This is a genomic window from Conexibacter sp. CPCC 206217, assembly GCF_030646165.1.
Taxonomy (GTDB): domain Bacteria; phylum Actinomycetota; class Thermoleophilia; order Solirubrobacterales; family Solirubrobacteraceae; genus Conexibacter.
The window spans coordinates 430,737-456,971 of sequence record NZ_JAUTDO010000005.1; the positions used below are offsets into that span (position 1 = coordinate 430,737).

At 71.7% G+C, this 26,235-nt stretch carries 25 protein-coding genes and 3 tRNA genes; 19 read left to right on the plus strand and 9 right to left on the minus strand.

The window, feature by feature from the left end:
• Positions 1 to 3 precede the first annotated feature (3 nt).
• The 3 genes from Q7L65_RS16120 (at position 4) to hemW (ending at position 4,430) form a co-directional block, all read left to right on the plus strand.
• Positions 4 to 1,530, plus strand: coding sequence for a NuoM family protein (locus tag Q7L65_RS16120; RefSeq protein ID WP_304722519.1), 1,527 nt, complete (start codon positions 4 to 6; stop codon positions 1,528 to 1,530).
• Entirely contained in the window at positions 1,527 to 3,089 is a 1,563-nt protein-coding gene (locus tag Q7L65_RS16125) for an NADH-quinone oxidoreductase subunit N (protein ID WP_304722521.1), read from the plus strand. The genes Q7L65_RS16120 and Q7L65_RS16125 overlap by 4 nt, the downstream gene beginning before the upstream one ends.
• Before the next feature lie 114 nt (positions 3,090 to 3,203).
• Positions 3,204 to 4,430, plus strand: a complete 1,227-nt coding sequence (gene hemW / locus Q7L65_RS16130) for a radical SAM family heme chaperone HemW (protein WP_304722523.1) — start codon at positions 3,204 to 3,206, stop codon at positions 4,428 to 4,430.
• Between the two features lie 40 nt (positions 4,431 to 4,470).
• Here hemW and Q7L65_RS16135 read toward each other — a convergent pair whose 3' ends face one another.
• The gene (locus Q7L65_RS16135) at positions 4,471 to 5,130 is read right to left on the minus strand and encodes a metalloregulator ArsR/SmtB family transcription factor (protein ID WP_304722526.1); all 660 of its coding nucleotides are present in this window, start codon (positions 5,128 to 5,130) and stop codon (positions 4,471 to 4,473) included.
• A 56-nt stretch (positions 5,131 to 5,186) separates the two neighbouring features.
• Between Q7L65_RS16135 and Q7L65_RS16140 the strand changes: the two genes are divergently transcribed.
• Both Q7L65_RS16140 and Q7L65_RS16145 read left to right on the plus strand, forming a co-directional pair.
• Complete coding sequence (locus Q7L65_RS16140) at positions 5,187 to 5,792, plus strand: superoxide dismutase (protein WP_304722528.1); 606 nt, start codon at positions 5,187 to 5,189, stop codon at positions 5,790 to 5,792.
• The gene (locus Q7L65_RS16145) at positions 5,789 to 6,049 is read left to right on the plus strand and encodes a ferredoxin family protein (protein ID WP_304722529.1); all 261 of its coding nucleotides are present in this window, start codon (positions 5,789 to 5,791) and stop codon (positions 6,047 to 6,049) included. The genes Q7L65_RS16140 and Q7L65_RS16145 overlap by 4 nt, the downstream gene beginning before the upstream one ends.
• Positions 6,050 to 6,077: 28 nt before the next feature.
• Here Q7L65_RS16145 and Q7L65_RS16150 read toward each other — a convergent pair whose 3' ends face one another.
• Positions 6,078 to 6,638: an RNA polymerase sigma factor gene (locus Q7L65_RS16150; protein WP_304722530.1), complete on the minus strand. Its 561-nt coding sequence runs from the start codon at positions 6,636 to 6,638 to the stop codon at positions 6,078 to 6,080.
• Between the two features lie 175 nt (positions 6,639 to 6,813).
• Here Q7L65_RS16150 and Q7L65_RS16155 point away from each other — a divergent pair, with 175 nt between their 5' ends.
• A complete protein-coding gene (locus Q7L65_RS16155) occupies positions 6,814 to 7,845 on the plus strand; it encodes a hypothetical protein (protein WP_304722531.1) in 1,032 nt (343 codons plus the stop codon).
• Here Q7L65_RS16155 and Q7L65_RS16160 read toward each other — a convergent pair whose 3' ends face one another.
• Positions 7,846 to 9,954, minus strand: a complete 2,109-nt coding sequence (locus Q7L65_RS16160) for a bifunctional chorismate-binding protein/class IV aminotransferase (protein ID WP_304722533.1) — start codon at positions 9,952 to 9,954, stop codon at positions 7,846 to 7,848. It lies immediately after the preceding gene.
• A 138-nt stretch (positions 9,955 to 10,092) separates the two neighbouring features.
• Complete coding sequence (locus Q7L65_RS16165; protein WP_304722536.1) at positions 10,093 to 10,581, minus strand: Dps family protein; 489 nt, start codon at positions 10,579 to 10,581, stop codon at positions 10,093 to 10,095.
• A 145-nt stretch (positions 10,582 to 10,726) separates the two neighbouring features.
• On the opposite strand from Q7L65_RS16165, the gene Q7L65_RS16170 reads away from it, so the two are divergent.
• Entirely contained in the window at positions 10,727 to 11,629 is a 903-nt protein-coding gene (locus tag Q7L65_RS16170; RefSeq protein ID WP_304722538.1) for a hypothetical protein, read from the plus strand.
• 34 nt (positions 11,630 to 11,663) lie between these two features.
• On the opposite strand, the gene Q7L65_RS16175 is transcribed toward Q7L65_RS16170, so the two are convergent.
• Positions 11,664 to 12,221 (minus strand): PadR family transcriptional regulator, encoded by a 558-nt coding sequence (locus Q7L65_RS16175; RefSeq protein WP_304722540.1) that lies wholly within the window; start codon positions 12,219 to 12,221, stop codon positions 11,664 to 11,666.
• 69 nt (positions 12,222 to 12,290) lie between these two features.
• On the opposite strand from Q7L65_RS16175, the gene Q7L65_RS16180 reads away from it, so the two are divergent.
• Entirely contained in the window at positions 12,291 to 13,760 is a 1,470-nt protein-coding gene (locus Q7L65_RS16180) for an NAD(P)/FAD-dependent oxidoreductase (RefSeq protein ID WP_304722542.1), read from the plus strand.
• Positions 13,757 to 14,608, plus strand: coding sequence for an alpha/beta fold hydrolase (locus tag Q7L65_RS16185; RefSeq protein WP_304722544.1), 852 nt, complete (start codon positions 13,757 to 13,759; stop codon positions 14,606 to 14,608). The genes Q7L65_RS16180 and Q7L65_RS16185 overlap by 4 nt, the downstream gene beginning before the upstream one ends.
• Positions 14,609 to 14,612: 4 nt before the next feature.
• On the opposite strand, the gene Q7L65_RS16190 is transcribed toward Q7L65_RS16185, so the two are convergent.
• Together Q7L65_RS16190 and Q7L65_RS16195 are read right to left on the minus strand one after the other, a co-directional pair.
• The gene (locus Q7L65_RS16190) at positions 14,613 to 15,353 is read right to left on the minus strand and encodes an exonuclease domain-containing protein (protein WP_304722546.1); all 741 of its coding nucleotides are present in this window, start codon (positions 15,351 to 15,353) and stop codon (positions 14,613 to 14,615) included.
• Positions 15,354 to 15,479: 126 nt separating this feature from the next.
• Positions 15,480 to 15,566 (minus strand) — tRNA-Ser (locus Q7L65_RS16195).
• Between the two features lie 110 nt (positions 15,567 to 15,676).
• Between Q7L65_RS16195 and Q7L65_RS16200 the strand changes: the two genes are divergently transcribed.
• From Q7L65_RS16200 to Q7L65_RS16220, 5 genes are all read left to right on the plus strand, one after another.
• Positions 15,677 to 15,766 (plus strand) — tRNA-Ser (locus Q7L65_RS16200).
• 307 nt (positions 15,767 to 16,073) lie between these two features.
• Positions 16,074 to 18,104, plus strand: a complete 2,031-nt coding sequence (locus Q7L65_RS16205; RefSeq protein ID WP_304722548.1) for an FG-GAP-like repeat-containing protein — start codon at positions 16,074 to 16,076, stop codon at positions 18,102 to 18,104.
• Between the two features lie 327 nt (positions 18,105 to 18,431).
• Positions 18,432 to 18,505 (plus strand) — tRNA-Arg (locus Q7L65_RS16210).
• Positions 18,506 to 18,573: 68 nt separating this feature from the next.
• Positions 18,574 to 18,780 (plus strand): hypothetical protein, encoded by a 207-nt coding sequence (locus tag Q7L65_RS16215; protein WP_304722549.1) that lies wholly within the window; start codon positions 18,574 to 18,576, stop codon positions 18,778 to 18,780.
• A 155-nt stretch (positions 18,781 to 18,935) separates the two neighbouring features.
• Positions 18,936 to 19,511 (plus strand): ArdC family protein, encoded by a 576-nt coding sequence (locus Q7L65_RS16220; protein ID WP_304722551.1) that lies wholly within the window; start codon positions 18,936 to 18,938, stop codon positions 19,509 to 19,511.
• A gap of 67 nt (positions 19,512 to 19,578) precedes the next feature.
• On the opposite strand, the gene npdG is transcribed toward Q7L65_RS16220, so the two are convergent.
• Positions 19,579 to 20,250: an NADPH-dependent F420 reductase gene (gene npdG, locus Q7L65_RS16225; protein ID WP_304722553.1), complete on the minus strand. Its 672-nt coding sequence runs from the start codon at positions 20,248 to 20,250 to the stop codon at positions 19,579 to 19,581.
• 154 nt (positions 20,251 to 20,404) lie between these two features.
• On the opposite strand from npdG, the gene Q7L65_RS16230 reads away from it, so the two are divergent.
• Both Q7L65_RS16230 and Q7L65_RS16235 read left to right on the plus strand, forming a co-directional pair.
• The gene (locus Q7L65_RS16230; protein WP_304722557.1) at positions 20,405 to 21,076 is read left to right on the plus strand and encodes a cupin domain-containing protein; all 672 of its coding nucleotides are present in this window, start codon (positions 20,405 to 20,407) and stop codon (positions 21,074 to 21,076) included.
• Positions 21,077 to 21,140: 64 nt separating this feature from the next.
• The gene (locus Q7L65_RS16235; RefSeq protein ID WP_304722558.1) at positions 21,141 to 21,899 is read left to right on the plus strand and encodes an isochorismatase family protein; all 759 of its coding nucleotides are present in this window, start codon (positions 21,141 to 21,143) and stop codon (positions 21,897 to 21,899) included.
• Positions 21,900 to 21,945: 46 nt separating this feature from the next.
• On the opposite strand, the gene Q7L65_RS16240 is transcribed toward Q7L65_RS16235, so the two are convergent.
• Positions 21,946 to 23,400, minus strand: coding sequence for a gamma-aminobutyraldehyde dehydrogenase (locus tag Q7L65_RS16240; RefSeq protein WP_304722559.1), 1,455 nt, complete (start codon positions 23,398 to 23,400; stop codon positions 21,946 to 21,948).
• A gap of 181 nt (positions 23,401 to 23,581) precedes the next feature.
• Here Q7L65_RS16240 and Q7L65_RS16245 point away from each other — a divergent pair, with 181 nt between their 5' ends.
• From Q7L65_RS16245 to Q7L65_RS16255, 3 genes are all read left to right on the plus strand, one after another.
• Positions 23,582 to 24,217 carry a cupin domain-containing protein gene (locus Q7L65_RS16245; RefSeq protein WP_304722560.1) on the plus strand — a complete coding sequence of 212 codons (636 nt, stop codon included), beginning with the start codon at positions 23,582 to 23,584 and terminating at the stop codon, positions 24,215 to 24,217.
• A gap of 150 nt (positions 24,218 to 24,367) precedes the next feature.
• Positions 24,368 to 25,216, plus strand: coding sequence for a DMT family transporter (locus tag Q7L65_RS16250; protein ID WP_304722562.1), 849 nt, complete (start codon positions 24,368 to 24,370; stop codon positions 25,214 to 25,216).
• An 85-nt stretch (positions 25,217 to 25,301) separates the two neighbouring features.
• Positions 25,302 to 26,225 (plus strand): dihydrodipicolinate synthase family protein, encoded by a 924-nt coding sequence (locus tag Q7L65_RS16255; RefSeq protein WP_304722564.1) that lies wholly within the window; start codon positions 25,302 to 25,304, stop codon positions 26,223 to 26,225.
• The last annotated feature ends 10 nt before the right edge of the window (positions 26,226 to 26,235 follow it).

The window sequence follows — 26,235 nt, forward strand, 5'->3', positions numbered from 1 at the left end:
CTGATGACCCTCTCAATCCTCATCTGGCTGCCGCTCGCCGTCGCCCTCGTCGGGGTCGTCCTCGGCGGGAAGGTGGCGCCGAAGCTGGCTGTGCTCGGCTCGCTCGCGACGCTCGGGATCGCGATCTCCTTCGTCGTCCGCTACAAGACCGGCGACGGCCTGCAGTTCGTCACCGACGAGAACTGGATCTCCGAGCTGGGGATCACCTACAAGCTCGGCGTCGACGGCCTCAACCTGCTGCTGCTGCTGATGGCGACGTTCCTGTTCGCGCTCGCGACGATCTTCGCCAACATGCGCGAGTGGGAGCGGCCCGGCCTGTTCTTCTTCTGGCTCGGGATCGCGGAGACGGCCGTGCTCGGCGCGTTCGTCGCGCAGGACCTGATCCTGTTCGTCGCCTTCTTCGACCTGATGCTGATCCCCTTCTACTTCCTGACGGGGATCTGGGGCAACGGCTCGCGCGAGCAGCGCGTCAAGGCCACGCAGAAGCTCGTGATCTACACGCTCGTCGGCTCGCTGCTGATGCTCGTGGCCGCGATCGCGACCGGCGTGCTCGCCGCCCAGCAGCACGACACCAGAATCACGTTCGCGATCTCCGCGCTGCAGCAGCTGCCGCTCTCGCACGGCTCGCAGAACTGGATCTTCCTCTGCTTCGCCGCCGCCTTCCTCGTGAAGATGCCGGCCTTCCCGCTGCACGCCTGGCTGCCCGACGGGTACAAGGCGATGCCGCTGCCGGCGCTCGGGGTCTTCTCCGGCGTGCTCTCGAAGGTCGCCGCCTACGGCTTCCTGCGGATCGTGCTGCCGGTCTTCCCGGACGCCTCCGTGCACTTCCAGGAGCTGCTGCTGCTGATCGCGCTCGGCTCGATCCTGTACGGCTCGGTGATGGCCTTCTCGGCGCAGAACGTGCGCATGGTCGTCGCCTACTCGTCGGTCGCGCAGATGGGCTTCATCACGCTCGGGATCTTCGCCCTCAACGAGGACGGCGCCCAGGGCGCGCTGCTGCAGATGGTCAACCACGGCCTCGTGACCGTGCCGCTGTTCTTCATCGTCGGGCTGCTGGCCGCACGCGCCGGCGGCTCGGAGGAGATCAAGGACCTCGGCGGGATCGCGTTCCGCGCCCCGGTGCTCGCGACGCTGTTCCTGATCATCTCGCTCGCGACGCTCGCGATGCCGGGCTCGGCCAACTTCGTCGGCGAGTTCCTGATCCTGCTGGGCGTCTTCAGAGCGAAGGTCGCGTTCGCCTTCTTCGCCTCGATCGGCGTCGCGCTGGCCGCGGTCTACGCACTGCGCGCGTTCATCCGCGCGATGCACAACCGCGTCAACCCGACCGTCGACTCCAGCGAGGTGACGTTCCGCGATCTGGCCGTGCTGGTGCCGTCGATCGCCGTGATCCTGGCGCTCGCGCTCTACCCCCAGTTCGGCCTGACGAAGAGCGAGCAGGGCACGCAGCAGAGCGTCGCGCAGGTGCAGGCGAAGACCGGCCAGCTGACCGCTGAACAGACGACCAAGCAGTCCGAGGAGCAGACGCCATGACCTCCGCGCTCGTGATGGCGGCCGCGAGAGCCCCGCACATCGACTTCGCCGGCCTCTCGCCGCTGATCGCGCTGGCAGGCGGCGGCGTGCTCGTGCTGCTGGTCGGGATCTTCCTCGGCCGCAGCGCGCGCAACGTCACGCCGGTGATCGCGCTGATCGCGATCGCCGCCTCGATCGGCCTGTCGGTCTGGCAGTTCGGCGAGTCGAAGTCGATCATCTCCGGCGCGCTGGCGATCGACGACCTGACGCTGACGCTCAACTTCATCCTCGGTGCCACCGGCATCGCGGCCGTGCTGATGTCGTGGCGCTCGCACGCCGCCAACACCGCCGGCCACGCCGAGTACTACGCGCTGCTGCTGCTGTCGCTGCTGGGGATGCTGACGCTCGTCGCGGCGCAGAACCTGATCACGCTGTTCGTCGCCTTCGAGCTGCTGTCGATCCCGCTCTACGTCCTCTGCGCGGCCGAGTTCCGCCGCGAGGGGTCGCTCGAGTCGGGCCTCAAGTACCTGATCATCGGCTCGGTCGGCTCGGCGACGCTGCTGTACGGCCTCGCGCTGATCTACGGCGCGACCGGCTCGACCGACTTCGCCGGGATCGACAGAGCGCTCGCCAACGCCGAGATCCGCGAGGACATGCTGCTGCTCACCGGCGTCGCGCTGACGCTCGTCGGGCTCGCCTTCAAGGCCTCCGTGGCGCCGTTCCACCAGTGGACGCCCGACGTGTACCAGGGCGCGCCGACGCCGATCACGGCGTTCATGGCGGTCGCGACGAAGGTCGCCGCCTTCGGCGTGCTGCTGCGGCTGTTCGACGGCGCGCTGCCGATCATCTCGCCGCAGTGGGGGCCGATGCTGGCCGCGCTCGCCGCGATCACGATAATCGTCGGCAACGTCGGCGCCCTGACGCAGACGTCGCTCAAGCGCGTGCTCGCCTACTCCGGCGTCGCGCAGGCCGGCTACCTGCTGTCCGGCGTCGTCGTCGGCACGCAGCTGGGCGCGAAGGCGACGGTCTTCTACCTCGTCGTCTACATGGCGATGAACGTCGCCGCCTTCTCGGTCGTGATCGCCCGCGAGCGGGCGTCGATCTGGCGCGACGAGGTCAGCTCGCTGGCCGGGATCGGCAAGACGCAGCCGCTGCTCGCATGGCCGCTGACGATCGCGCTGCTCGGCCTCGCCGGCATCCCCGCGACCGCCGGCTTCATCGGCAAGTTCTACTTGATAAACGCGCTTGTGGACGGCGGCTACGCGTGGCTGGCGATCGTGCTCGTGATCGGCTCGATGATCTCGCTCGGGTACTACCTGAAGGTCATCGCGGCGATGTGGATCGGCGAGCCGGAGGCCGCTGCCGCGACCGCGTCGGCGCCCGCCGTCGCCGCTCCGGGCGCGCCGCCGATCATGGCCGGCGGCTCGCAGGAGGCCGACGAGCTGGTCGAGGGCGCGCAGCCCGAGATGCTGTTCGTCGCCTGGCTGGCGACCGCCGCCGTGCTGTTCTTCGGCGTGATCCCTGGTCCGCTGTTCGAGCTGGCCGGCAAGGCCGGCGCGTCGCTCACCGGCATCTTCTAGGCGGTCCTTCACCCCTTCGCAGCGCCGGCGCACCGGTCGCCCTCGTGGCGGCCGGCGCGAGACCGCGGGAGCCCTCGACGGGCTGACCACCGCGGCGCTGCCACACTGGAGCGGATGCCCGCGCCGCTGCCGCACGCTCCTGACGCCCCGCTGCCCACCGACGGCGCCCTTCCGGCCGACGCCCTCGCCGGCCTCGGCGAGCGCCCGCTGGCGATCTACGTGCACGTGCCGTTCTGCGCGACGCGCTGCGGCTACTGCGACTTCAACACGTACACGGCGCAGGAGCTGCCGGGCGGCGTCAACCGCGGCTCGTACGCGGCGAGTGCGATCGCTGAGCTGGGGCTGGCGCGGCAGGTGCTGGGAGCGTCCGCGCCCCAGGTCCAGACCGTCTTCTTCGGCGGCGGCACCCCCACGCTGCTGCCGGCCGCCGACCTCGCCGCGATCCTGCGCGCGATCGACGAGCGCTTCGGGCTCGCGCCCGGCGCCGAGGTGACGACGGAAGCGAACCCGGAGAGCGTCACGCCGCAGACGTTCGAGACGCTGCGCGCGGCTGGCTTCACGCGCGTCTCGCTCGGGATGCAGAGCGCCGTCCCGCACGTGCTGAAGACGCTCGACCGCACGCACACGCCGGGCCGCCCGGCGGCGGCTGTCGCCCAGGCGCGTGCGGCCGGCTTCGAGCACGTCAGCCTCGACCTGATCTACGGCACGCCGGGGGAGAGCGACGACGACTGGCGCGCGTCGGTCGACGCCGCGCTCGCGGCCGCTCCCGACCACGTCAGCGCGTACGCGCTGACGGTCGAGCCCGGCACGCGGATGCACGCGCGCGTGCGCCGCGGCGAACTGCCGCTGCCGGACGAGGACCAGCTCGCGGATCGTTACGCGATCGCCGACGAGGCGCTGTCAGCAGCCGGGCTGCAGTGGTACGAGATCTCCAACTGGGCGGCGTCGGACGACGCCCGCTGCGCCCACAACCTCAACTACTGGCGCGGCGCGGACTGGTGGGGCGTCGGCCCCGGCGCGCACAGCCACGTCGGCGGCGTGCGCTGGTGGAACGTGCTGCACCCCTCCGCCTACGCGACCGCGCTGAGCGAACGCCGCTCCCCGGCCGCCGGCCGCGAGCAGCTCGACGCCGAGACGCGCCGCTTCGAGCGCGTGATGCTGGAGACGCGCCTGCGCGAGGGCCTCGACGCCGAGCTGCTGCGCGAGGACGGCCTCGCCGCCGCCCGTCGCGCCGTCCTCGACGGCCTCGCCGACCCGGCGGCCCTCGCGGCGGGGCGTGTCAGGCTGACGCGGCGGGGGCGGCTGCTTGCCGACGCGCTCGTGCGCGATTTGGTGGATTGACAGAAGCCGGTCGCGTGAGCGTGGCCGCGAGACGGTGCGCTCACGCGACCGGCGTCGGCCGGATCTCGTAGACGCAGGCGTGCGAGCCGCTGAGGATGTGGGCCACGCGTCTGACGTCGGCGTCGGGGAGCAGCTCGCGCAGGAACGAGATCTCGGTCGAGCAGGCGTGGCCGTAGCGTCTGGCGACCGCGAGGATCGCGCAGTTGTGCTCGCGCAGCAGGAAGCCCTCGCCGTCGTCGGTCGCGGCGAAGTCGGCGAGGTAGCCGTCCTCGTCGAGCACGCGCGCGATCTCCGCGACGCGGCCGGCGAAGTCGAGGCCCTCCAGCCGCGTCTGCACGCGTCTGACGCGCGCCGTGCGACGGCGTTCGAACGCCCGTCTGACGACGCCGGGGTCCTCGTCGGCGAGATGGTCCAGCAGCTCCAGCGTCAGCTCCCCGTACGCCTTCGGGAAGAGTGCTTCGGCCGCGGCGCCGAGCGCATAGCTGCGGCGCGGGCGCCCGGGGCCGGCGATCTCGTCCCTGTGCACCACCAGATCGGCCGCCGCGAGGCCCTGCAGATGCTGGCGCACGGCGCTGACGGTGATGCCGAGCTCCTGGGCCAGCTCCTCCGCGCGCGCCTCGCCGCGCTTGCGGAGCGTGACGAGCAGCGTCCTGCGGGTAGACGGAAGTTCTGCGAGGACGGGACCAAGTGCCGGTTCCATGTATGTTTGAACAGTAGCGACTGTCTATATCCGCCGCGGACCACGAAGGAGCCAAGATGGCCTACGAGCTTCCCCCGCTTCCCTACGCATACGACGCCCTCGAGCCGCACATCGACGAGGCGACGCAGCAGTTTCATCACGACAAGCACCACGCGACGTACGTGGCGAGAGCGAACGAGGTGCTCGAAGGCACGGAGTGGGCCGACAAGCCCGTCGAGGAGCTGCTGAAGAACCTCGACAAGCTCCCCGCTGACAAGCTCAATCCGCTCAGAAACAACGCGGGCGGTCACTACAACCACACGCTCTGGTGGGAGAGCCTCTCCCCGGACGGCGGCGGCGCCCCGACGGGCGACCTCGCCGCGGCGATCGACGCCGCGTTCGGCTCGTTCGACGAGCTGAAGGCGAAGATGGCCGCCGCCGGCGCGGGCCGCTTCGGCTCCGGCTGGTCGTGGCTCGTGAAGGGCCCGGACGGCCTGGAGGTCACCTCGACGCCGAACCAGGACACCCCGCTGGCCGACGGCAAGACGCCGCTCTTCGGCATCGACGTGTGGGAGCACGCCTACTACCTGAAGTACCAGAACAGACGCCCGGACTACATCGCTGCGGTCTGGAACGTCGTCAACTGGGACAAGGTCGCCGAGCGCTACTCCGCAGCCTCATGACGTATGTGATCGCGGAGCCGTGCATCGGCACGAAGGACGTGTCGTGCACGGAGGTCTGCCCGGTCGACTGCATCCATCCGACGCAGGATGAGCCCGGCTTCGCCGAGGCGACGATGCTGTACATCGACCCCGAGGAGTGCATCGACTGCGACGCCTGCGTCGAAGCCTGCCCGGTCGACGCGATCTTCCCGGAGGATCTGCTGCCGGAGCAGTGGACGGAGTACGCGCAGAGAAACGCGGAGTACTTCCAGAATTGAGTCGTGCTGCAAGCGGAGCGCACGCTGCTCAGAGCGGCGTGCGCTCTTCTTCCAGCATCACCCGCAGCCGCCTCAGCGCGCTCGCTATGCGCGACTTGACGGTGCCGAGCGGTATCCCGGTCAGCGCCACGATCTGGCTCTGGCTGAAGCCGAGGTGGAAGTGCAGTCGCACGACCTCCGCCTCCACGCTCGACAGGCGCGCGAGCATCCCGTCGACGACCATCCGGTCGACCACGTCGGCCGACGGCTCGCGCTCGCAGGCAGCGTAGTCCGGATCGGCGTCGGCCGGGTCGAACGGCTCCGGGATGCGGCGGCGCAGATGGTCGATCGCACGCGATCTGGCGATCGTCGCCAGCCACGTGCGCAGCGACGCGCGCGTCGGGTCGTAGCTGGCGCAGCGCAGCCACGCCTCCAGCAGCACCTGCTGGAAGACGTCCTCGGCGGCGTTGCGATCGCCGAGCGTGTCGGAGATCGCGGCGAGTGTCGGCGGCCCGTACTCGGCGCAGAGTGCGCGGACCGCGTCCGGGTCGCCGCGGCGGAGGCCGTCGGCGATGCGGACCTCGATGGATGACGGGCTGCTTTGTCGCATCGGAAGCACGCCCACTGTCGCACGGTTGGCGGTGGCGCACGGTATGGCGTCGGTAGGAGTTGGCGCATCCGCCGGGTTAAGCGCCGAAACCTGGAGAGTCGTACAGGGTTTGACAGTCATCTCGCTGGGCGCGTAGGTTCCCTGCGAGGAGTCCCCCCATACAGAAAGGATCGTCATGAGATCGAGGTACGGTTGGCACGGCCGCCTCGCAGTGGCGACCGCCGCACTCGCGACCTTCGCGGTCGCAGTCCCGGCGAACGCTGCCACGACGTCCGTCAGACTCAGCGGTGGTTCGACCACGCTCAGACTGGACGGCAAGACGGCGAGAGCGCTCACGAGCGCCGGCATCACGGTGAAGCCGTCGAAGCCCGGGAAGAACAGAGGCGGCGCGCTCGTCCTTCCGGTCAGCGGTGGCTCGATCGATCCGGCCAACGCCAAGGGCACGATCGATCACAAGGGCGGCATCACGCTGTCGATGGGCAGAACGAAGGTCGCACTGACGGCGTTCACGCTCAACACGGGCAAGAAGACGGTCAGCGCCAAGGCCGGCAGAAGCACCCTCGCCGTCGGCTCGCTGAGCGGCGGCAAGGTCACCCGCGACGGCTTCGCGACGAAGGTCGCGGGCCTGAAGCTGAAGCTCGGCAAGCAGGCTGCAGGCGTCCTCAACAGAGCGTTCGGCGTCAGAGTCTTCAAGTCCGGCCTCGCGCTCGGCACCGCCGCGAGCGCCCCGGTCTCGAGAGACGTCGCGATCGACAGAGGCACGACGACGCTGCAGATCAACGCGCAGACGGCCGGCGCGCTGAGACAGTTCGGCGCGACGCTCGCCCCGATCGCCCCGGCGACGGCTGACGCCGCGACCGGGCAGCTGTTCTTCCCGATCACGGGCGGCACGGTCAACCCGACGGCGTTCAGCGGCAGCATCACGCATTCCGGCGGCCTCAACATCGGCCCGCTGCCGCTGTCGGACCTCGTCGTCAACCTCGGTGCGACGCCGACGCTGACGACGAACCTCGGCGCTGTCGCGGATCTCGACCTGTCGAGAATCACGACCTCGGTCGACCCGAGAACGCGTGCGATCAACGTCGGCGGCGCCGGCGTGAGAATCAACGCGACGGCCGCGGGAGCGCTCAACGCCGCGTTCAGAACGACCGCCTTCCAGGCCGGTCAGGAGATCGCGACGGCTTCGCTCGCCGCGATCGCGCGGTAGTCAGCTCGCAAGGACCACGTTGCTCGACCTGCGCGTCCCCTCCGGGGGCGCGCAGGCCAGCGCCGCTTCGACCTCGCCGGCCGCCGCGCTGGTGAGCAGGATCGCGTCCGCCCGTGCGAGCCGCTCGATCCCGATCGCTTCCTCGACGACGCGCCGGCCCGCCCGCTCGATCAGCAGCGCACGTGTGACGCCGGGCAGGATCCGGCCGTCCGCGGGCGGCGTCACGAGCGTGTCGCCCTCGACCGCGAAGACGTTGCCCCACGCCGCTTCGAGCACCGCGCCGCCGCCGTCGAGCAGCAGCGGGGTCGCGTTCGGATCGCCGCCGAGCGCCGCGCGCGCGTCCGCGCCGAGCGCGTCGAGCAGCGCGCGATCCAGCCACTTGTGCGACCCCAGCCCGCCCGGCAGCGTGAACGGCACGAGCGGGACCGGCGTCGCGCGCGGTCTGTCCGGCACCACCTGCACGTCGATCGTGCCGTCGGGCGCGACGACGACTCTGAGGCGGGCGCGGGCGGGCGCGGCGCCGCGCGCGGCGCCGTTCGCGTGCCCGTTCGCGAGGGCGGCCAGGGGCTTGCCAGCGGCGCGCGCGATCCGCGCGCCGAGGTCGCTCGGCAGCTCGATCGCGTAGAGCGCCGCGACGCTGCGCGCGAGGCGATCGAGGTGCGCGTCGGCGTGCTGCGCGACGCCGTCGAGGACCAGCAGGGTCTCGAACACCCCGCGTGACGGGTCCGGGCGCCGGCGGGGACGGATGAGGGCGGAAGGCGCTGCGGTCGAAACCGATGTTCGCTGCTCGTCGAGGGTTCCGCCGATCGCGGCAATCAGCGGGCGGACCTTGACGAAGCACTCCTCCAGCTCCGCGCGCGGGTCGGAGTCGGCGACGATGCCGCCGCCGGCGCCGAGCCAGAGGCGGCCGTCGCGTGCCTCGAAGGTGCGGATCGCGACGTTCAGCTCCAGCCCGGCGAGCGGGCTCGCGTAGCCGATCGCGCCGGTGTACAGCTCGCGCGCGGTCGACTCGAGCGCGTTGACCACGTGCATCGCCTGGACCTTCGGCGCGCCGGTGACGGAGCCGGGCGGGAAGGTCGCGCGCAGCAGTTCGCCGTCGCCGACCTCGGGCCGCAGCGTCCCCTGCACGCGCGAGACGAGATGCCAGAGGCCCGGATGCGCCTGCGCCTCCGGGGTGCGCGCCGCGACGACCGATCCGTACTCGCTGACGCGCCCGAGGTCGTTGCGCATCAGGTCGACGATCATCACGTGCTCGGCGTGGTCCTTGGCGGAGGCGAGCAGACGGGCGCGGGCGTCGTCGTCCTGGTCCTGCGGCCGCGCGATCGTCCCCTTGATCGGAGCCGTCTGCGCGATACGGCCGCGCCGGCGCAGGAACAGCTCCGGCGAGAGCGAGGCGATCCCGCCCCACGGCGCCGGGAAGGCGGCGCCATAGGCCGGTTGCAGCCGCTGCACGGCACGCGCGAACAGATCGGTCACGTCGCCGCCCGGCCACTGCGCTTCGAAGCGCAGGCAGATGTTCGCCTGGAAGATCTCACCCGCCGCGATCCGCTCACGACAGTCCGCGACGGCCGCGACATGCGCGGCCGCGCCGTCGCCGGCGATGCGGAAGCGGGGCGCGGGAACAGGCGACTCCGCCGGCTCGTCGATCCGCTCCAGTCGCCCGCGCAACTCGTCCAGCCGTTGCTCGATCGCCCGCTCCCGCTCCGGCGCGACGAGCGCCTCGAACCACCAGGCGCCACTGGAATCCAGACGCAGCAGATGGTCGTAGTAGGCGAGCTGGAACGGTGGCAGCGGGGCCGGACGCGGCGGTGGGGGCGGGAGCTGTTCGACCCGTGCGCCGAGTCCGTAGCCGAGCCACCCGAACCAACCGCCGCCGACGGCGTCGCCCGCAGCATCCGCGCCGACGACCTCCGGCAGCTCGTCCAGCAGCGCGAAGGGATCCTCGCTCGCGTCGGCGCGGCGCACGGGGGCGGAGCCGAGGATCGCGCCGCCGCCGGCCCAGCGGCCGGTCAGCGCGAACGGCCACGGGTCGCCGGCCAGCCCGCGCAGGACGGCGGTGGGGGAGCAGCCGGTCGAGAGCGGCACGCGCAGGAGCCGCACGGCGGTCATGCGCTGGAGGATAGGGAGGAGCGCCGAACGGACGAGGACCGAACGTCTGCTACCGCTCAGCAGCAGACCTTCGGTCCTCGGTGCTGCGCGCCGCTCGCAGCGTGGTCGTGCGAGCGGCGGAGGTGCGAGTTGCCGGGTTCAGCCGGCCTGGACGCGGATCATCCAGAGGTTCTCCTCGAGACCCGCGACGACCGAGTGGAGCAGGTCGGCCGTGACGGTGTCGACGTCCTCCAGCTTGTCCATGCGGTTGCGGATGTCGCCGATCGAGTCGGTCAGCAGGCGCGTGAACGAGGCGATCACGTCCTGGTCGAGCTGCTGGCCCTCGGGCAGCGGCGCGAGGATCGTGCGCGCGCCGACCGTTCTGACCTGGCCGTCCGGCGAGTAGCCGAGCGCGACCGCGCGCTCCGCGACCTCGTCGGCGGCGAGACGCCAGGCGTCGACCAGCTCGTCGAGGAACAGGTGCAGCGAGCGGAAGTTCGGCCCCACGATGTTCCAGTGGGCCTGCTTGCCCAGCAGCGACAGGTCGATCAGGGTCACGAGCACCGCCTGCAACTCGGCGCCGATCGCCTCGCGGTCGTTGTGCCGCAGCGTCGGATGGTGGTCTTCGCTGATCGTGTGATGCGCCATGTTTCGCTCCTTGTGGCCTACTCGTGTACCTAGGTTCTACCGGTATGCCCGAGCCGCGTGTGTTTTGTGCGTGAGAACGCTCACGGCCGGCGCCCGGGCGGTCACTTCGGCACTCTTTGCGCTCACCCTCCTACACTCGCCAGGAGTGCACCTCGAAGACTCCTCACCGCTGCTCGACAGCCTGCTGCGCGAGACGCTCGCCGATCGAGCCCTCGAAGGCTGCCGCGTCGCCCTCGCCGGCGACCGCGAAGGACCGCGCCGGCGACTCGCCGCCGCGCTCGCCGACGGCGGCGCCGTGCTCGTCGACGAGCGGCCCGAGCTGGCGATCGGCCCGTTCGCGCACGAGCAGCGCGGGGTCCGCGGCCTCGTCGAGCCGGGCACGGTGCTCGGCGCCGTCGCGCGGGCGCTCGACGCGCCGGTCGTCGCGATCGGCTGCTCGCAGGTCGCGCGGCTGGTGCTGCGGATCGCCGCGGGCCCCGCGGTCGTGCGGGGGCTGGCACGGCTGACGAACCTCTCGCTCGCCGGCCGCACCGTCGCGGTGCTCGGCTACGGCGACGTCGGCGCCTCGGTGGCGCGCAGCGTGCGCGACGTCGACGGGCACGTGCTCGTCGTCGAGGAGGAGCCGCTGTGCGCGCTCTCGGCCGCGCTCGACGGCCACCGCGTCAGCGAGACGCTCGAACCGGTCGAGGTCGTGATCGCCTGCGAACGCGCCGCCGCGATCTCCGAACTGCCCGCGGGCGCGCTCGTCGCGAGCGCGCTGCCGGGCCGGCTGCCGCCGGTGATCGGGGTGGTCACCGGACCGGGAATCGTGCACGCCTCGGGGCGCGACGTGATCGGCGCCGCGCTGCTGTCGCCGGCCGGCGACGGGCTCGCGCCGGGGGCCGCCGACGTGCTGCTGACGCTGCAGGGCCTGGCGCTGCACCAGCTCGCCTGCGACGAGCTGGAGGCCGGCGTGCACCGGCTCGCGTGCGAGTCGGAGGAAGCGGTCGCGCAGGCGTGGTTGGAGCGGCTGGCGCTGCAGGAGGCGCGCACGTCGGAGTGGGGGTGAGGGCCGCCCGCCGCTCGGCGAACCGGGCGCGCGGCTAACCGTCCGCGCACGGCTCGGCGCCGGCTGCGGGCAGCGCGAGCAGGAACTCGTCGAGCAGCTCGATCGACATCGCGTGGTAGCGGATGCCGATCAGCAGGGTGCGTCTCGGCCCGCCGCCCTCCTCGAGGTCCCATGGGTCCTCGGCCAGCATCGCCTCCAGCTCCGCCTGCTTGTCGACGTGCCAGGCGCGCCGCGCGTGCAGCAGCGGCTCCGGCTCGCTGCCGGCGAAGATCTTCAGCAGCGTCTCGTCGCGCGTCTGCGGATGGCCGGCGGTGGCGCTCGCGGCCCATGCGGCGAGCGCGGCGCGGCCGGCGTCCGTCAGCGCGTAGAGCTTGCGCCGGCGGCCGTGCTGCTCCTTGCGCTCCGACAGGTAGCCGGCGGCGGCCAGGCGCGTCGGCTCGGCGTAGAAGGTCGTGTGCGGGACCGGCCAGAAGTTCTCGATCGACTGCGCCAGCGCCTGCTTGAGGTCGTACGGCGTCGCCTCGCCGAGCTGGTCGAGCAGCGCGAGCACGGCGTAGGAGGTTCCGCTCAGACGGATCGACTTGTCATCCATGATGCGTTCCGTATAGTACGCCCTGCACTGTTGGAAACCGGAGCATCGATCGACCTGGGAGCTGCTGTCATGGGTGTGAGCGAAGACCGGGCGCCGCGTCTGCACGCGACGCAGTCAGCACGAGGTGAGGAGTTCGACGCCGTCATCGTCGGCGCCAGCCTCGCAGGTTGCACGGCGGCACTGAAGCTCGGCCGTGCCGGCGCGCGCGTCGCGCTGGTCGAGCAGCGGCCGGACCCGCACGCCTTCAAGCAGGTCTGCTCCCACTTCGTGCAGGCCTCCGCGGTCCCGACGCTCGAACGGCTCGGCCTGCTCGACGCCGTGACGGCGGCCGGCGCGGTCCGCTCCAGCTTCCGCATCTGGACCCGCTGGGGCTGGATCGTCGCGCCGCCCGAGTCGGCGCAGTACGGCCTCAACCTGCGCCGCGAGCTGCTCGACCCGCTGTTGCGCGCGGCCGCGCTGGGGACGCCGGGTGTCGAGTCGTTCCTCGGATACGGGGCTGTGGGGTTGGTGCGGGACGGGCACGGGAGCGCCGCCGCCGGCGCGGCTCGGGGTGACGGGCCTGGCGCGGCCGCCGACGGCGCGGCGCGCGGCGCAGCCGCTGGGCGCGTGCGCGGCGTCGTCGTGCGCGATCGCGCGGGCGAGGAGCGGCAGCTGCGGGCGCGGCTGGTCGTCGGTGCGGACGGGCGCGGGTCGCGGATCGCGAGACTGTCCGGCGTCGCGACGAAGACGACGCCGCATGGGCGCTTCGCCTACGGCGCCTACTTCGAGGGCCCGCAGCCGGCGCACGCGCCCGACGCGTCGCTGTGGATGCTCGATCCGCAGTGGGCCGCCGCGTTCCCGACCGACGCCGGCCTGACGTTCTACGCCGCGATGCCGACGAAGGACCGCCTGCCCGAGTTCCGCGGCGACCCCGCGAAGGCGCTCGTCGCGATGCTCGCCGACCTGCCCGAGCCGCCGCCGATCCGCCAGGCGAAGATGGTCGGCACGATCACCGGCAAGCTCGACATGCCCAACGTCGAGCACGAGCCGACCGCGCCCGGGCTCGCGCTGATCGGCGACGCCGCGCTCGCAACCGACCCGCTGTGGGGAATCGGCTGCGGCTGGGCGCTTCAGACCGCGGAGTGGCTCGGGGATGCGGTTGCGGGATCGCTTGCGGCCGACGGCGCCGCCCTCGACACCGCGCTCGCGAGCTACCGCCGCCGCTGGCGCCGCGGCCTGCGCCCCCACGCGAGAGTGATCGACGACTTCGCCGGCGGGCGCCGGCTGAACGCCGGCGAGCGGCTCGTGTTCGCCGCGGCGGCACGCGACGGCCGTGTCGCGGCGGTCACCGACGCCTTCGGCGCGCGCGTGATCGACCCCAACGCATTCCTCGTGCGCGCCGTTCCGCGAGCCGTCGCGGTCAACGTCCGGCACGCGCTCGAGCGGCGGCCGCGGTACGCGCCGCTCGCGCCCGCTGGCGTCGCTCGCCTCAGATCCGAGGGCGACATCGGCGCGCGTGACGATGCGGCGGCTTCCGCGACGACCGCCGCCGTCGCATGAGCACGCTCGTGCGCGGCGTCGAGGCCGGCGGGACGCGGACGCGGCTGCGGACGGCCGGGCCGCAGGACGCGCGCGACGCGGTCGTGTTCGTGCACGGCAATCCCGGCTCGGCCGACGACTGGGACGCGCTCGTCGACGCGGCCGGGGCGGTCGGGATGCGGGCGGTCGCGTTCGACCTGCCCGACTTCGGCACGACGGTCGCGCCGTCCGGCTTCGTCCATGACGTCGCCGGCTACGCGGCCTTCGTCGAGGCGCTGCTCGCCGCGCTCGGGATCGAGCGAGTCCATCTCGTCGCGCACGACTTCGGCGGTCCGATTGCGATCGCGTGGGCGGCCGGTCGCCCGGACCGCCTGCTGAGCGTGACGCTGCTCGACACCGGCGTGCTGCCCGGCTACCGCTGGCACCGGCTGGCGCGCGTGTGGCGAACGCCGGTGCTCGGCGAGCTGTTCCAGGCGACCGCGACGCGCCCGGCGTTCCGCTGGCTCGTCGGCAGCAGGGAGCCGCGCGGGCTTCCGCGCGCGTTCCTCGACGGGATGTACGACCACTACGATCGCCGCACGCGTCGCGCGGTGCTGAAGCTCTACCGCGCGACGAGCGACCCGGGCGCCGGCGCGCGCGAGCTGGCCGCGCTGCTGGCCCCGCGCGACATTCCCGCGCTCGTGATCTGGGGCGAGCACGACGCGTACCTGCCGTCGTCCTACGCCGCCCGCCAGCGCGACGTCTTCCCGAGCGCCGACGTCCACGTGCTCCCCGCAAGCGGCCACTGGCCCTTCGCCGACGCGCCGGAGACGGTGCGGCGGCTGCTCGTGGAGCACCTGGAGCGGGTCGCGGTGGGCGCGGCGGCGTGACCGTTCAGGCCGCGAGCGGCTGCTGCTCGGCAGCCGCGGCGGCCGCGACCTCCGACAGCAGCGGCACGACCGGCCAGTCGCGCTCGATCTGCTCGAAGCGCCCCTGCTCGCGGAAGTACGCCTCCAGCGACGCGGCCTGCTCCGCCGCCCAGCCGATCTGCTGGGCGTGCAGCAACGTCAGCTCGGTCTCGCGCAGCTCCGCGATCGACTGCGCGAGGCGCCAGGCGACGCGCGCGGCGGCGAGCGCGTCGGCGTTCGCGTTGTGCGCGTCGTCGAGTCGCACGCGGTAGTGCTCGCAGACGGCGCCGAGCGTGCGCTTGCCGCGGCGGAAGCGGTCGTACTGCTTGTCGATCACGAACGGGTCGATCACGAGCATGCGGTCGGCGCCGACGCGGTCGATCAGCGGCACGATCCCGTGACGGCGGGCCTCGCGATCGAGGCAGGTGAGGTCGAAGCGCGCGTTGAACGCGATCACGGGCACGCCGTGCAGCAGCTGGTCGGCCAGCAGCGCCGTGATCTCGTGGACGGCCTCGGCCGTCTCGACGCCCTCGGCGCGCGCCTGCTCGGTCGTGATCCCGTGCACCGCGGTGGCGCCCGCGGGGATCTCGACGCCCGGGTCGACGATCCATGAGTAGCTCTCCGACCGCCTGCCGCCGCCGACGAGGCTGACCGCGGCCGTCACGATCCGATCGCTCGTCGGATCGACGCCGGTCGTCTCCACGTCGAATGCGGCGAGGCGTCGCATGTGCCAACTCATGCGACGGATGGTGACTGCCGGTCCGGACAGCTCCCCGCCGAGGCTGTTCAGAAAAAGCGGCGGATTGCAGCGGGAACGCGTTCAGTGCTCGACGGAGAGCCGCGAACGACGCAACGGAGGGGGAGGGATTCGAACCCTCGAAGGGCTTGCACCCTCGCTGGTTTTCAAGACCAGTGCATTCAACCGCTCTGCCACCCCTCCGGGGTGTGCTGGGACGATGCTAATGGACCAGGGCGCGGGGGTCGTCGCCAGGGTCGTGGGGGACAGATGCACCTTGGCGCCCGAGCCTCTACACTGCCCATTCCTGCCCGGGACAGGTGGCCGAGTGGCTGAAGGCGCTCCCCTGCTAAGGGAGTATGGGGTTTAGAGCTCCATCGAGGGTTCGAATCCCTCCCTGTCCGTCGAAGTGCAGCCCCGTCACCACTGGTGATCGGGGCCTCGCAGGTGGCAACGGCGCCGAACGGCCGTTGCAAGCAGCTGTCAGGCACCCGGCGACGCGATGACCGTGACGCTTGCCGCCGCCTTCGTCGCGTCCTCCCTCCCAGCCGCCGGCGGTCGTCTCAGGAGGGCCGATGACCACCGGGCTTGAGTTCGCGCGCGTTCGCTCCGATACCGGAGAGATCGACGGATCGTGCGCCGTCTGCGCGCCGATACGACGTGCCGACCGCGACTCGACCGCAGCATCACGCACCGCACAACGGAGGAACGATGGACACCGATCAGATGCCGGGCCGCGCCCGCACGCGCCGCCGGGCGGCAGCGATCGCGGCGACCGCGGCCGCCTCGCTGGCGCTCGCGACCGCGCCCGCCTGGGCCGGCCCGAGCGCCGTGTCCTACCGGGCCCTCTCGCCCGCGATCGGCAACGGGGTCGGCACACCGGTTGCGGTCACCACCGGCAAGCTCGACGCGACGAGCGGCCGCGACGACGCCGTCGCCCTCACCAGATCTGGCGGCAACACGACGCGCCTGCTCGCCTACGCCAGCACCGTCTCCGGCGCGCTCTCGCTCGCCGGCACCTCGGTGTCGGTCGGCACGGACCCGACCTCGCTGGCGGTGGCGGACTTCGACGGCGACGGCGACCTCGACGCAGCCGTGGGGACCTCCGACGGCCACGTGATCCGCTGGACCGGAAGCGGCAGCGGGGCGTTCACGATCGCTGCGTCCACCCCCATCCCCCCGGCTGTCGGCGGCTCCGCCAACAGCAGCGTCACCGACCTGGCGGTCGCGAACCTCAACGGCGACGGCATCCCCGACCTGGTCGCCACCTACTCCCGCAACGTCGCGCTCGGCAGCGACGGCTACGCCGCGCTCGTGACCGGCAGCGGCAGCACCTGGACGGTCGGGACGCGCAACGCGTTCCTCAGCAATCCCGTCGCAGTCGCGGCGGGCGACATGGACGGCGACGGCATCGACGACCTGGTCGCCGCCGACGACGGGCTCGTCACCGACGGCGTCACCGTCGTGCTCGGCGACGGCAGCGGCGGTCTGGCGCCGCCGACCGACTACGACGTGTCGCCGCTGCAGGGGCCGACCGACGTGTCCGTCGGCGACCTGGACGCCGACGGCGCGCTCGACGTGGCCGTCACCACGACCGGCCTGGCCGGCTTGGTCGACACGGTCACCTCGCGGCTCGGCCGCGGGGACGGCACGCTCCTGGGCCGCGAGGTCCAGTACCAGGTCGGTCAGGACCCGCAGTGGGTCAGCGCGACATCCGACCTGACCGGCGACGGCTTCGCCGACGTGCTGGTGCTCGACCAGTCGACGGTCGAGTTGAGCGCGGCGTTGAGCGACGGCTTCGGCGGTTTCCGGACGCCGGCCGATTTCGACGTGGCAGGCGTCGTCCCGCTCACCGGCGCCGCCGGCGACTTCGACGGCGACGGCTGGACCGACGCCGTCGCGCTGATGACCAACGGCGACCTGTCCGTGCTGCTGCACCGCACACCCGGGATCGCGACGACGAGCGCTGTCACCTTCGCCGACCAGCCCGCGACGACGAGCAGCGCTCCCTCCGCGGTCACCGTGACCAACGCCGGAACCGACGCGGACGCGCCCCTGCTGCGCGTCTCGGGCACCGCGCTCAGCGGAGCCGGCGCGGGTGACTTCAGCACCGAGAAGGGCACGTGCGCGGGTGCGGCGCTGGCGATCGGGCAGTCCTGCGCGCTGCAGGTGCGCTTCGTCCCGAGCGTCGCGGGCGCGCGCTCCGCCACGCTGAGCGTGACGAGCAACGGGCCGAGGGCGACCACGACCGTCGCGCTGAGCGGGCTCGGGACTGCGATCCCGAGCGGGCCGCAGGGGCCGCAGGGGCCGCAGGGGGCGCCGGGCGGGATCGGTCCGCAGGGCAGTCCCGGGACGACCGGCGCCGACGGCGCGCGGGGTCCGCAGGGCCAGCCCGGCGCCGGAGGGGCGACCGGTCCCGTCGGCCCCCGGGGCGCCGACGGCGCAGACGGTGTCACGACCAGCACGCCCTGCCCGCAGGTGCGGATCAGAGGGATCTACCACCTGCGCTGCCAGATCCGGTTCGCCGCGCCCAAGGGCGCTCCGCGCTGGGTGCGCGTACGGATCTTCCAGGGCAATGCGCAGGTCGGCCAGCGGCTGGCGAAGATGACCTCCGGACGATCGATCGCCGTCCCTGTGGGCAAGCGCAAGCTCAAGCGCGGCAAACACAAGATCTATGTGGTCGTGCGCAACCCGGCAACCAATCTCGCGGTGACCTACGTCAACTTCGTCACGGTGCGCTGAGCGGCTCTGCTCTCTCGTCGGCTGACCAAACGAACTGACCGAGTTCCTCACGCGACGGCTCCACCACATCCAGCAGGTGCTTCAGGGCGCGCCGGGTCGTGCCTGCGGCGGGCGGCTCCGGATGACCGGGGCCACGCCTCGATAAACATCCCTGTAACCGGTGCGAAGGATCGAGGGGGTCGCGCAGCCGCTGGGCGAGGAGTCGGAGCAACGCACCGCCGTCAGGGCCGCGGGCCATACCCGACCCGCCTGGCACCGCGCCGCTCACGCCGCCTGGGGGCCGGCCGTCATCCTCGTGGCGGGACGGCTATCATTCCCGCTCCGCTTGCGCCCGTAGCTCAGCTGGATAGAGCGTCGGTCTACGGAACCGAAGGTCAGAGGTTCGAATCCTCTCGGGCGCGCTTGCGAATGAGGCCCCTGCGAAAGCGGGGGTTTCGTCGTTTCTGAGAGCGGGCGCAGACTCGGTTTCATGGGCGCGCAGCGGATCACCGACGATGTCGTGCGCGAGGTCGCGCGAGATCTGCGCGAGCGGTACGCCTTCGACGACGAGGACGTGCGGTTTCTGGGGGCCAAGCTGGCCGACGATCCGCGGGTTGCGCGACGTGCGGATGACCGTGCCTTTGCCGAGCGTTTCATCGGCGAGCACCGCGAGACGTTCGACCGCCTCGCCGAGTAGCTGCGCTCGTCGATGGCTGAGCGCTGGACTCCGACGCTCGACGACTTCGCGCGTTGGACTCAGCGGATCGCGACGCGGGTCGCGCGGGCGAGCGCGAGCTGACGGCGCGCTCGATGCAGGCGCTGCAGAGCGACTGCTGGCAGCGGTGACTGCGTGTGCGCGGGCACTTCCACAGCTACAGCGTCGCGAACCAGTTCCTGATCGCTTTGCCGTGCCCCGACGCCACACGTGGCGGGTTCAAGGCGTGGCTGAAGCTCGGCTATTGCGTCCGAAGAGGAGAGACCGGGATCCGCATCTGGGCGCCGGTGCCGCCGTCGAAGTCGCGGCTGCAAGCGTGGCGCGAGGCCGGCGCCGACCCCAGAGAGCGGCCGCGGACGTTCTTCCGCCTGGCGGCCGTCTTCGACCGCGCGCAGGTCGACCCGCTGCCCGACTTCCCCGGCGAGCCCGCCGTGCTCGACCCGCCGATCGTGCCCGTCGACGGCGACGACCTCGCCCACCTCTTCGATCCGCTGCGCGAGCTGGCCGCCGACATCGACCGCGTGCCGCGGCACATCGAGCACGCCGTCGTCCGAGCGCTGCGCAGTCTGCCCCGCGCACGGCTGTCTGCGCGCCGCGACGACACCGCGACGCACCTGATCTTCCCCAGACGGCTTGTCGCCGGTCCGGCTGCTCGCCGGTCCGGCTGCTCGCCGCCTCCCGATCGAGGAACGTCGCGGTTAGCCCGTCGGTAGAAGGCGTCCTCCGTTGAGCGGCGAGCCTCGATTCGCTTCCTGGGCGGGACCTGTCGGCGTCGGCCGGTCAGTCAAGACCCGTGATGCGGATGCCCGTGTGCGTTCTGTTGCGGATGTTGAGACCGATCAGCAGCGGCGTCAACGACTCTGTGATGCGGCTCGTCTCAAGCCTGCCGGCGTCGATCGCGCGCAGGCCCGGCAGGAGCCCCAGGAGTTCCATCACCGTCGCCTTCTCGGCGCGGACGTCGCCGCACACGAGGGTGTCCTGGCCGAGGTCGCGGTCGAGCTCCTCGAGGTCCGCGGCGCTGATCGTGTGCAGGGCCGAGACGACCCCGGCGTGGGCGGGGACCAGCGCGCGGGTCTGCTGCGCGGCGGAGCCGTGCCAGACGCCGAGCAGATGTGTCGGGCGGCCGCCGACCGCCGGGGCCAGTGGGACGGTCGCGTCGAGCACGATCTGTCCCTCGCGCAGCGCCGGCGCGATCGCTCTCAGCGTCGCCGCGTGGCTCGCGAACGGGACGGTCAGGACGACGATCGTGCCGGCTCCGGCCGCCGCGTGCTCGTTGAGGGCGCCGTCGAAGCGGCCGTGCGGGACCGTCGCGGCGGCGCGCTCGGCGGCGGCGCGCGCTCTCCCCTCCTCGCGCGAGCCGATCGTCACCTGGACGCCGGCGCCGCCGAGGCGCAGCGCCAGCCCGTAGCCGAGCGCGCCGGTGCCGCCGAGGATCGCCACATGCTCTGCCATTCGCTTCCTTTCGTTGCGTGGACCGGGCCGGAGCGCGTACGCGACCGGACCGGCCACGGCGTTTGCACGTCGCTTCAGTGCTATTGAAGTGCGTGTACAATGCTACTGATCTACGGCACGGTATGGTCCGTGCCGGCGGTCAAGGAGGAAGGGCATGGCCAAGCCGGTCGTCCGCGCTTATCAGAGAGACATCGACGCGCTCCCGTGGACGCAGGTCGCCGACGCTTCCGGGGCGCTCGAGCGGGTCATCGCGCACGATGACGAGAGCGGTTCCGCCACCCGGTTCCTGAAGCTCGAGTCCGCCGCGACGCTGCCGGCGGAGACGCTCGACCGCTGGGAGGAGACCTACGTCCTCGACGGCGTGTTCGAGCGCGACGGCGTCGCGTACCGCGCCGGTTCCTACATCTGCCAGAGACCGGGCGACTCGCGCTCCGCCACGGCCTCCGCCGAGGGCGCGCTGCTGTTCCAGCTGCGCGACTTCAACGACGTGCTCGACAAGGAGTCGGTCGCCTGGACCGCGGAAGCGCTCGAGGCGCTGCCGTGGGAGCGGATCCCGTACCGCGACGACGACTTCCAGCAGAAGGTGCTCTCCTCGGGCCCCTCCGGTTCGCTGACCGCGCTCGGGCGCATCGAGCCCGGCGCTCGGACGACCGAGCCTGACCTGCACGACTTCGACGAAGAGGTCCTGATCTTCGACGGCGCCTGCAGTTCGCATCGCGGTACCTACGGGCCCGGCACCTACACGTGCATGCCGGCGGGCGCGGAGGACGGGCCGTTCGTGTTCGACGAGCGGCTGACCTGCCTGGAGATCAAGAACTACTCCTGATCTCGGCGATGCTGACGTTCACGCGATACGACGACTGCGGCGAGACGCCGGGAGGCGAGGCGGAATGAGCGGTTGGGATGCATTCATCACCGAGCGGGACAAGAGACTGTTTCCGCTCACCGGCTACGGCGAGCGCGGGGGCTTCGGCGAGCGGCCGGTGCTGCTCGTGATCGACGTCTCCTACGCCTTCACCGGCGACGGGCCGGAGCCGATCTTCGAATCGATCAAGAGATGGCACAACAGCGCCGGCGAGGAGGCGTGGAAGGCGATCGCGCAGATCCAGCGGCTGATCGCGGCCGCGCGCGAGCGACGCGTGCCGATCTTCTACACGACCGGTCCGGAGAGAGCGATCGCAGGCGACTTCGGGATGGGTCGCTGGAAGGACAAGTGCGGCCGCGAGACGGAGGACCTGGAGCCGGAGCGGGCCAACCAGATCGTTCGCGAGATCGAGCCGGGACCGGCCGACGTCGTGATCGAGAAAGGGAAGTCGAGCGCGTTCTTCGGCACGCTGCTGCCCTCGTACCTGGCCGACCTCGGTGCCGACTCGATCATCGCCTGCGGCGTCGCGACGAGCGGGTGCGTGCGCGCGAGCGTCAACGACGGCTTCTCCTACAACTACAGAATGATCGTCGTCGAGGAGTGCACCTTCGACCGCGCCGAGGCGTCGCACTGGGTCAACCTGTTCGACATGCACATGAAGTACGCCGACGTGCTCGGCATCGAGGAGGTGCTTCAGTACGTCGGCTCGCTGCCCGACGACCTGTTCGTCGATCGCATGCCGATCCTGAAGCGCGCCGCCGCTGAGGATCCGGCGGCACGGTGACGGGCGGGCTGCGGGGCTGCGCTGCCGCCCCGCAGCCACCGTCGCGTCAGCCTGCGGCGCCGTTGGCGATCATGACGTGCTTCACGTCGGTGTAGTCGTCAAGTGCGTATGTGCTCATGTCCTTGCCGTAGCCCGAGGCCTTGTAGCCGCCGTGCGGCATCTCGGAGACGAGCGGGAGGTGGGTGTTGACCCACACGCAGCCTGTGTGGATCGCGCGTGAGGCGCGCATGGCGCGTCCGACGTCGGAGGTCCAGACCGAGGAGGCGAGGCCGAACGGGGTGTCGTTGGCGAGGCGCAGCGCCTCCTCTTCGTCGGCGAACGGCTGCACCGTGATGACCGGGCCGAAGATCTCCTGCTGGACGACGTCGTCCTGCTGGCGGACGCCGGCGAGGACCGTCGGCTCGTAGAAGGACCCGGCGCCCAGCGCCTCCGGGACGCGCCCGCCGGCGACGACCTCGACGTGGTCCGGCCGCTCGTCGACGAAGCGCGCGACGCGCGCACGATGTCCGGTCGAGTTGAGCGGCCCGAGCGTCGTGTCGGGCGCGAGCGTGTCGCCCAGCTTCAGCTTGCGCGCCTCGGTGGCGAGCCCTGCGACGACCGTGTCGTAGATCTCCTTCGCGACGATCACGCGTGTCGCGGCGGTGCAGTCCTGTCCCGCGTTGAAGAACGCAGCCGTCGCCAGCCCGGGGAGCGCCGTCGCCAGGTCCGCGTCTGCGAATACGACCGCCGGCGCTTTGCCGCCGAGCTCCAGGTGGAGGCGCTTGACGCCGTCGGCGGCGAGCCGGGCGATGTGCTGCCCGGTCTCGATCGAGCCCGTGAGCGAGACCATCGCGACGTCGCGGTGCAGCACCAGCGAGTCGCCGATCGCCGATCCGTGCCCGGCGATCACGTTGAGGACGCCGGGCGGCAGCAGGTCGGCGCACAGCCGCCCCAGCTCCAACGTCGTCAGGGGCGTCGTGCGGGCGGGCTTGAGAACGACGGTGTTGCCGGCCGCGAGCGCCGGCGCGATCTTCCAGACGGCCATCATCAACGGGTAGTTCCAAGGGGCGATCTGGCCGACCACGCCGATCGCCTCGCGACGGATGAACGAGGTGTGGCCGGCGAGGTACTCGTCGGCAGCACGGCCCTCGATGCAGCGTGCGGCGCCGGCGAAGAAGCGCAGGTTGTCGATCGCGAGCGTGATGTCCTCCTCCAGCAGCCCGGTGATCGGCTTGCCCGCGTCGAGTGCCTCAAGCCGCGCGAACCGCTCGGCGTCGTCCTCGAGCGCCTCGGCGATCCGCAGCAGCGCCTCGGCCCGTGCGCGCGGCGTCGTGCCGGACCAGGACGGGAACGCGGCGCGCGCGGCCCTCGCGGCGCGGTCGACGTCGGCTTCGGTCGAGACCGGCACGGTCGCGATCGGCTCCCCGGTCGCCGGGTTGACGACCGCTTCGGTGCGGTCGTCCGAGGCGCCGGACAGCTCGCCGCCGATCAGGTTGAGCGGTGCTTCGGTGACGCTGTGCATCGATCCCTCCCTTTCCAGATTTGCTGCAATGCTACTGATGAAATTCCAGGAAGTATTTCATCCTGATTGAATTTCTGTGGAGGCGTGCCGATCGCGCCGGTCGACCGTGGTGCTCCGTTTGCATCCTGCCTGCACGAGCGTTGAACTTTCCTGTGATCACCCTGGTAGGGTGTCGCCCACCATGGGGGCTGAACGGCAAGCATCGGCGACATCGGTCGACGGCGTCGTGAACGACGATCTCGACGCCGTGCGCCTCGGTCGCAAGCTGCGCGCGATGCGCACCGACGAGGGGCTGACGCTGCAAGATCTGGCTGGTCGCGCCGGTGTCTCGCAGAGCCTCATCTCGCAGGTGGAGCGGGGCATCGCCAGCCCGTCGATCACGACGCTGCGACGGCTCGCGGCCGCGCTCAGCGTCCCGATCGCCGCGCTGTTCGTCGAGCACGACCAGGCGGAGGGCGGTGCGGAGGAGTTCGACGGCAGACGGATCATCGTCCGCAGAGGCGAGCGCAAGGGGCTCAGGGTGCGGCGCTCGCGCGTCGAGTACGAGCTGCTGACGCCGGATCTCAACCGGGCGATCGAGTTCCTCTGGATCGAGTACGCGCCCCGCTCGCGCACGCACCCCACGCCGATGTCTCACCCGGGTGAGGAGAACGCCGTCTGCATCGAGGGGGCGGTCGTCGTCTCGATCGAGGGCCGCGAGTACGTGCTCGGCCCCGGCGACAGCATCTCGTTCGACAGCGGCCGGCCGCATCAGGTCGAGAACCGCTCCGACGAGCGGGCCGTGCTCGTCTCCGCCATCACGCCGCCGTCGTTCTGAGGCGGTTCGCCGGCCGGTGCGGCGGCGGCTAGGGCAATTACAATGCGGTAGTACCGCTGTTACAGTGAGACTGTGGAGATGGTCTCATCGTCGGCGCGTCCGGATGCGCGCGAAGGAACGCCGTGGCGCCCCGCGCGCCGAGTTGGCATCGTGTTCGCGCTCGTCGACGTCCTCTTCGTCGGGACCTCCTTCGTCGCATTCGCCGAGCTCGGCGCCTATCCGACCGCGACGGGGCAGGCGATGCGCTACGCGCTCGCTGCGGCGGTGCTCTTCCTCGCGCTGCCGTCGAAGGCGCGGCGGCTGCCGTCGAGTCGTGACGCGGTCTCGATGCTGCTGCTCTCCGCGGGCGGCGTGGTCGGCTCCAACGTGCTGATGGTCGCCGCGGTGCGAGAGGTGGGGCCGGCGCCGGTCGGGATGATCGCGGGCTGCCTGCCGGTCGTGCTCGCGCTGCTCGCCCCGCTCAGCGAGCGGCGTCGCCCGTCGCGACGGAGCCTCGCGGCGGCGCTGCTGGTGTCGGTCGGAGTGGCGACCGTGTCCGGCGGCGGGGCGCTGTCGCTCATGGGTGCCGGCGCGGCGGTCGCCGCGCTGCTCTTGCAGGCGGGCTTCATGGTCGCGATCGGCGGGATCCTCGGCCGGATGGGAGCGCATCGGGTGGCTGCCTGGACCTGTCTCGCCGCGGCGCTCGTATCGGCCGCGGCGGCCGCGCTCTTCGATCACGGCTTCGCGCTCCCGGCGCGCGGAGAGGCGCTCGCGATCGTCTACCTCGGGCTGTTCGTCACGGCCGCCGCGTTCCTCTGCTGGAGCTTCGCGGTCCTGGCGCTCGGCGCCGCGCGCATGGGGCTGTTCGTCGGGGCGGTGCCGCTGCTCGCGCTGGTCAGCGCGGTCGCGCTCGGCCACGACGCGGTCTCCGTCAGCGCCGCGTCCGGCTGCGTCGCGATCGTCGCGGGCGTCGTCTACGGCCTTGGCGGCGAACACGAGACGGCGCGGAGACGGTCATGAGAATTTGCAATGTCATTGAAGTCTGCCTACACTAATCCTTAAGAGAGTGTCCGTGGCATCGTGGTCACGGCGTGAAAGGAGCTGCATGGCCGAGACTGTGGGAGTGATGCCGCCGTGCGTCACCATCTTCGACGAGGACGGGGCGGTCGACGAGGCGCGCACGAAGGAGCACGTCGACTGGCTGCTCGACGCCGGCGTGCACGCCCTCCTGGCATTGGGCACGTGCGGTGAGTTCTTCTCGTTCGAGACCGAGGAGCGAGAGCGGCTGGCGGCGAGGTTCGTCGAGTGGGTCGACGGCCGCGTGCCCCTCTACATCGGCGTCATGGACACGTCGACCGACATCGCCGTGCGGCTGGCGAGATCCGCCGAGGCGGCCGGCGCGACCGGCGTCATGAGCGTCGCGCCCTATTACTCCAGCCCGCCCCGCCGCGAGGTGATGCAGTACTTCCGCGACATCGCGGCGGCGGTCGAGATCCCGTTCGTCGTCTACAACAACCCGGGCGCCTCGGGCGTCTCGCTGGAGACCGCCGACCTCGCCGAGCTGGCGAACGACGGCACCGCGAAGATCGTCAAGGAGTCCCACGGGGACCCCGCGCGGATCCACGACCTCAAGCTGACTGTGCCCGCCGACGTGCCGGTCCTGTACGGCGAGGACTACGGCGCCTTCGAGGCGATCTGCGGCGGCGCCGACGGCTGGGTCGCGGGCGTCAGCAACTTCATGCCGCACGAGGCGGTCAAGCTGTGGAACCTCGCCCAGGCCGGCGAGCTCGAGGCGGCCCGCGAGCAGTGGTACCGGATCCTGCCGCTCGTGAACATGACCTCGATCAAGCCGATGTTCGGGCGCGCGGACGAGCGTCCCGACTTCATCCAGATCTTCAAGGCCGGTCTCGAGCGGGTCGGGCGCACCGGCGGTCCCTGCCGTCGTCCCCTGCTGCCGCTGCCGCCGGAGGACGTCCACTACCTGCACAGACTGATGGACGAGATCGGGCTGACCCCCGTGGCGGCCTGAGCCCGCCAAA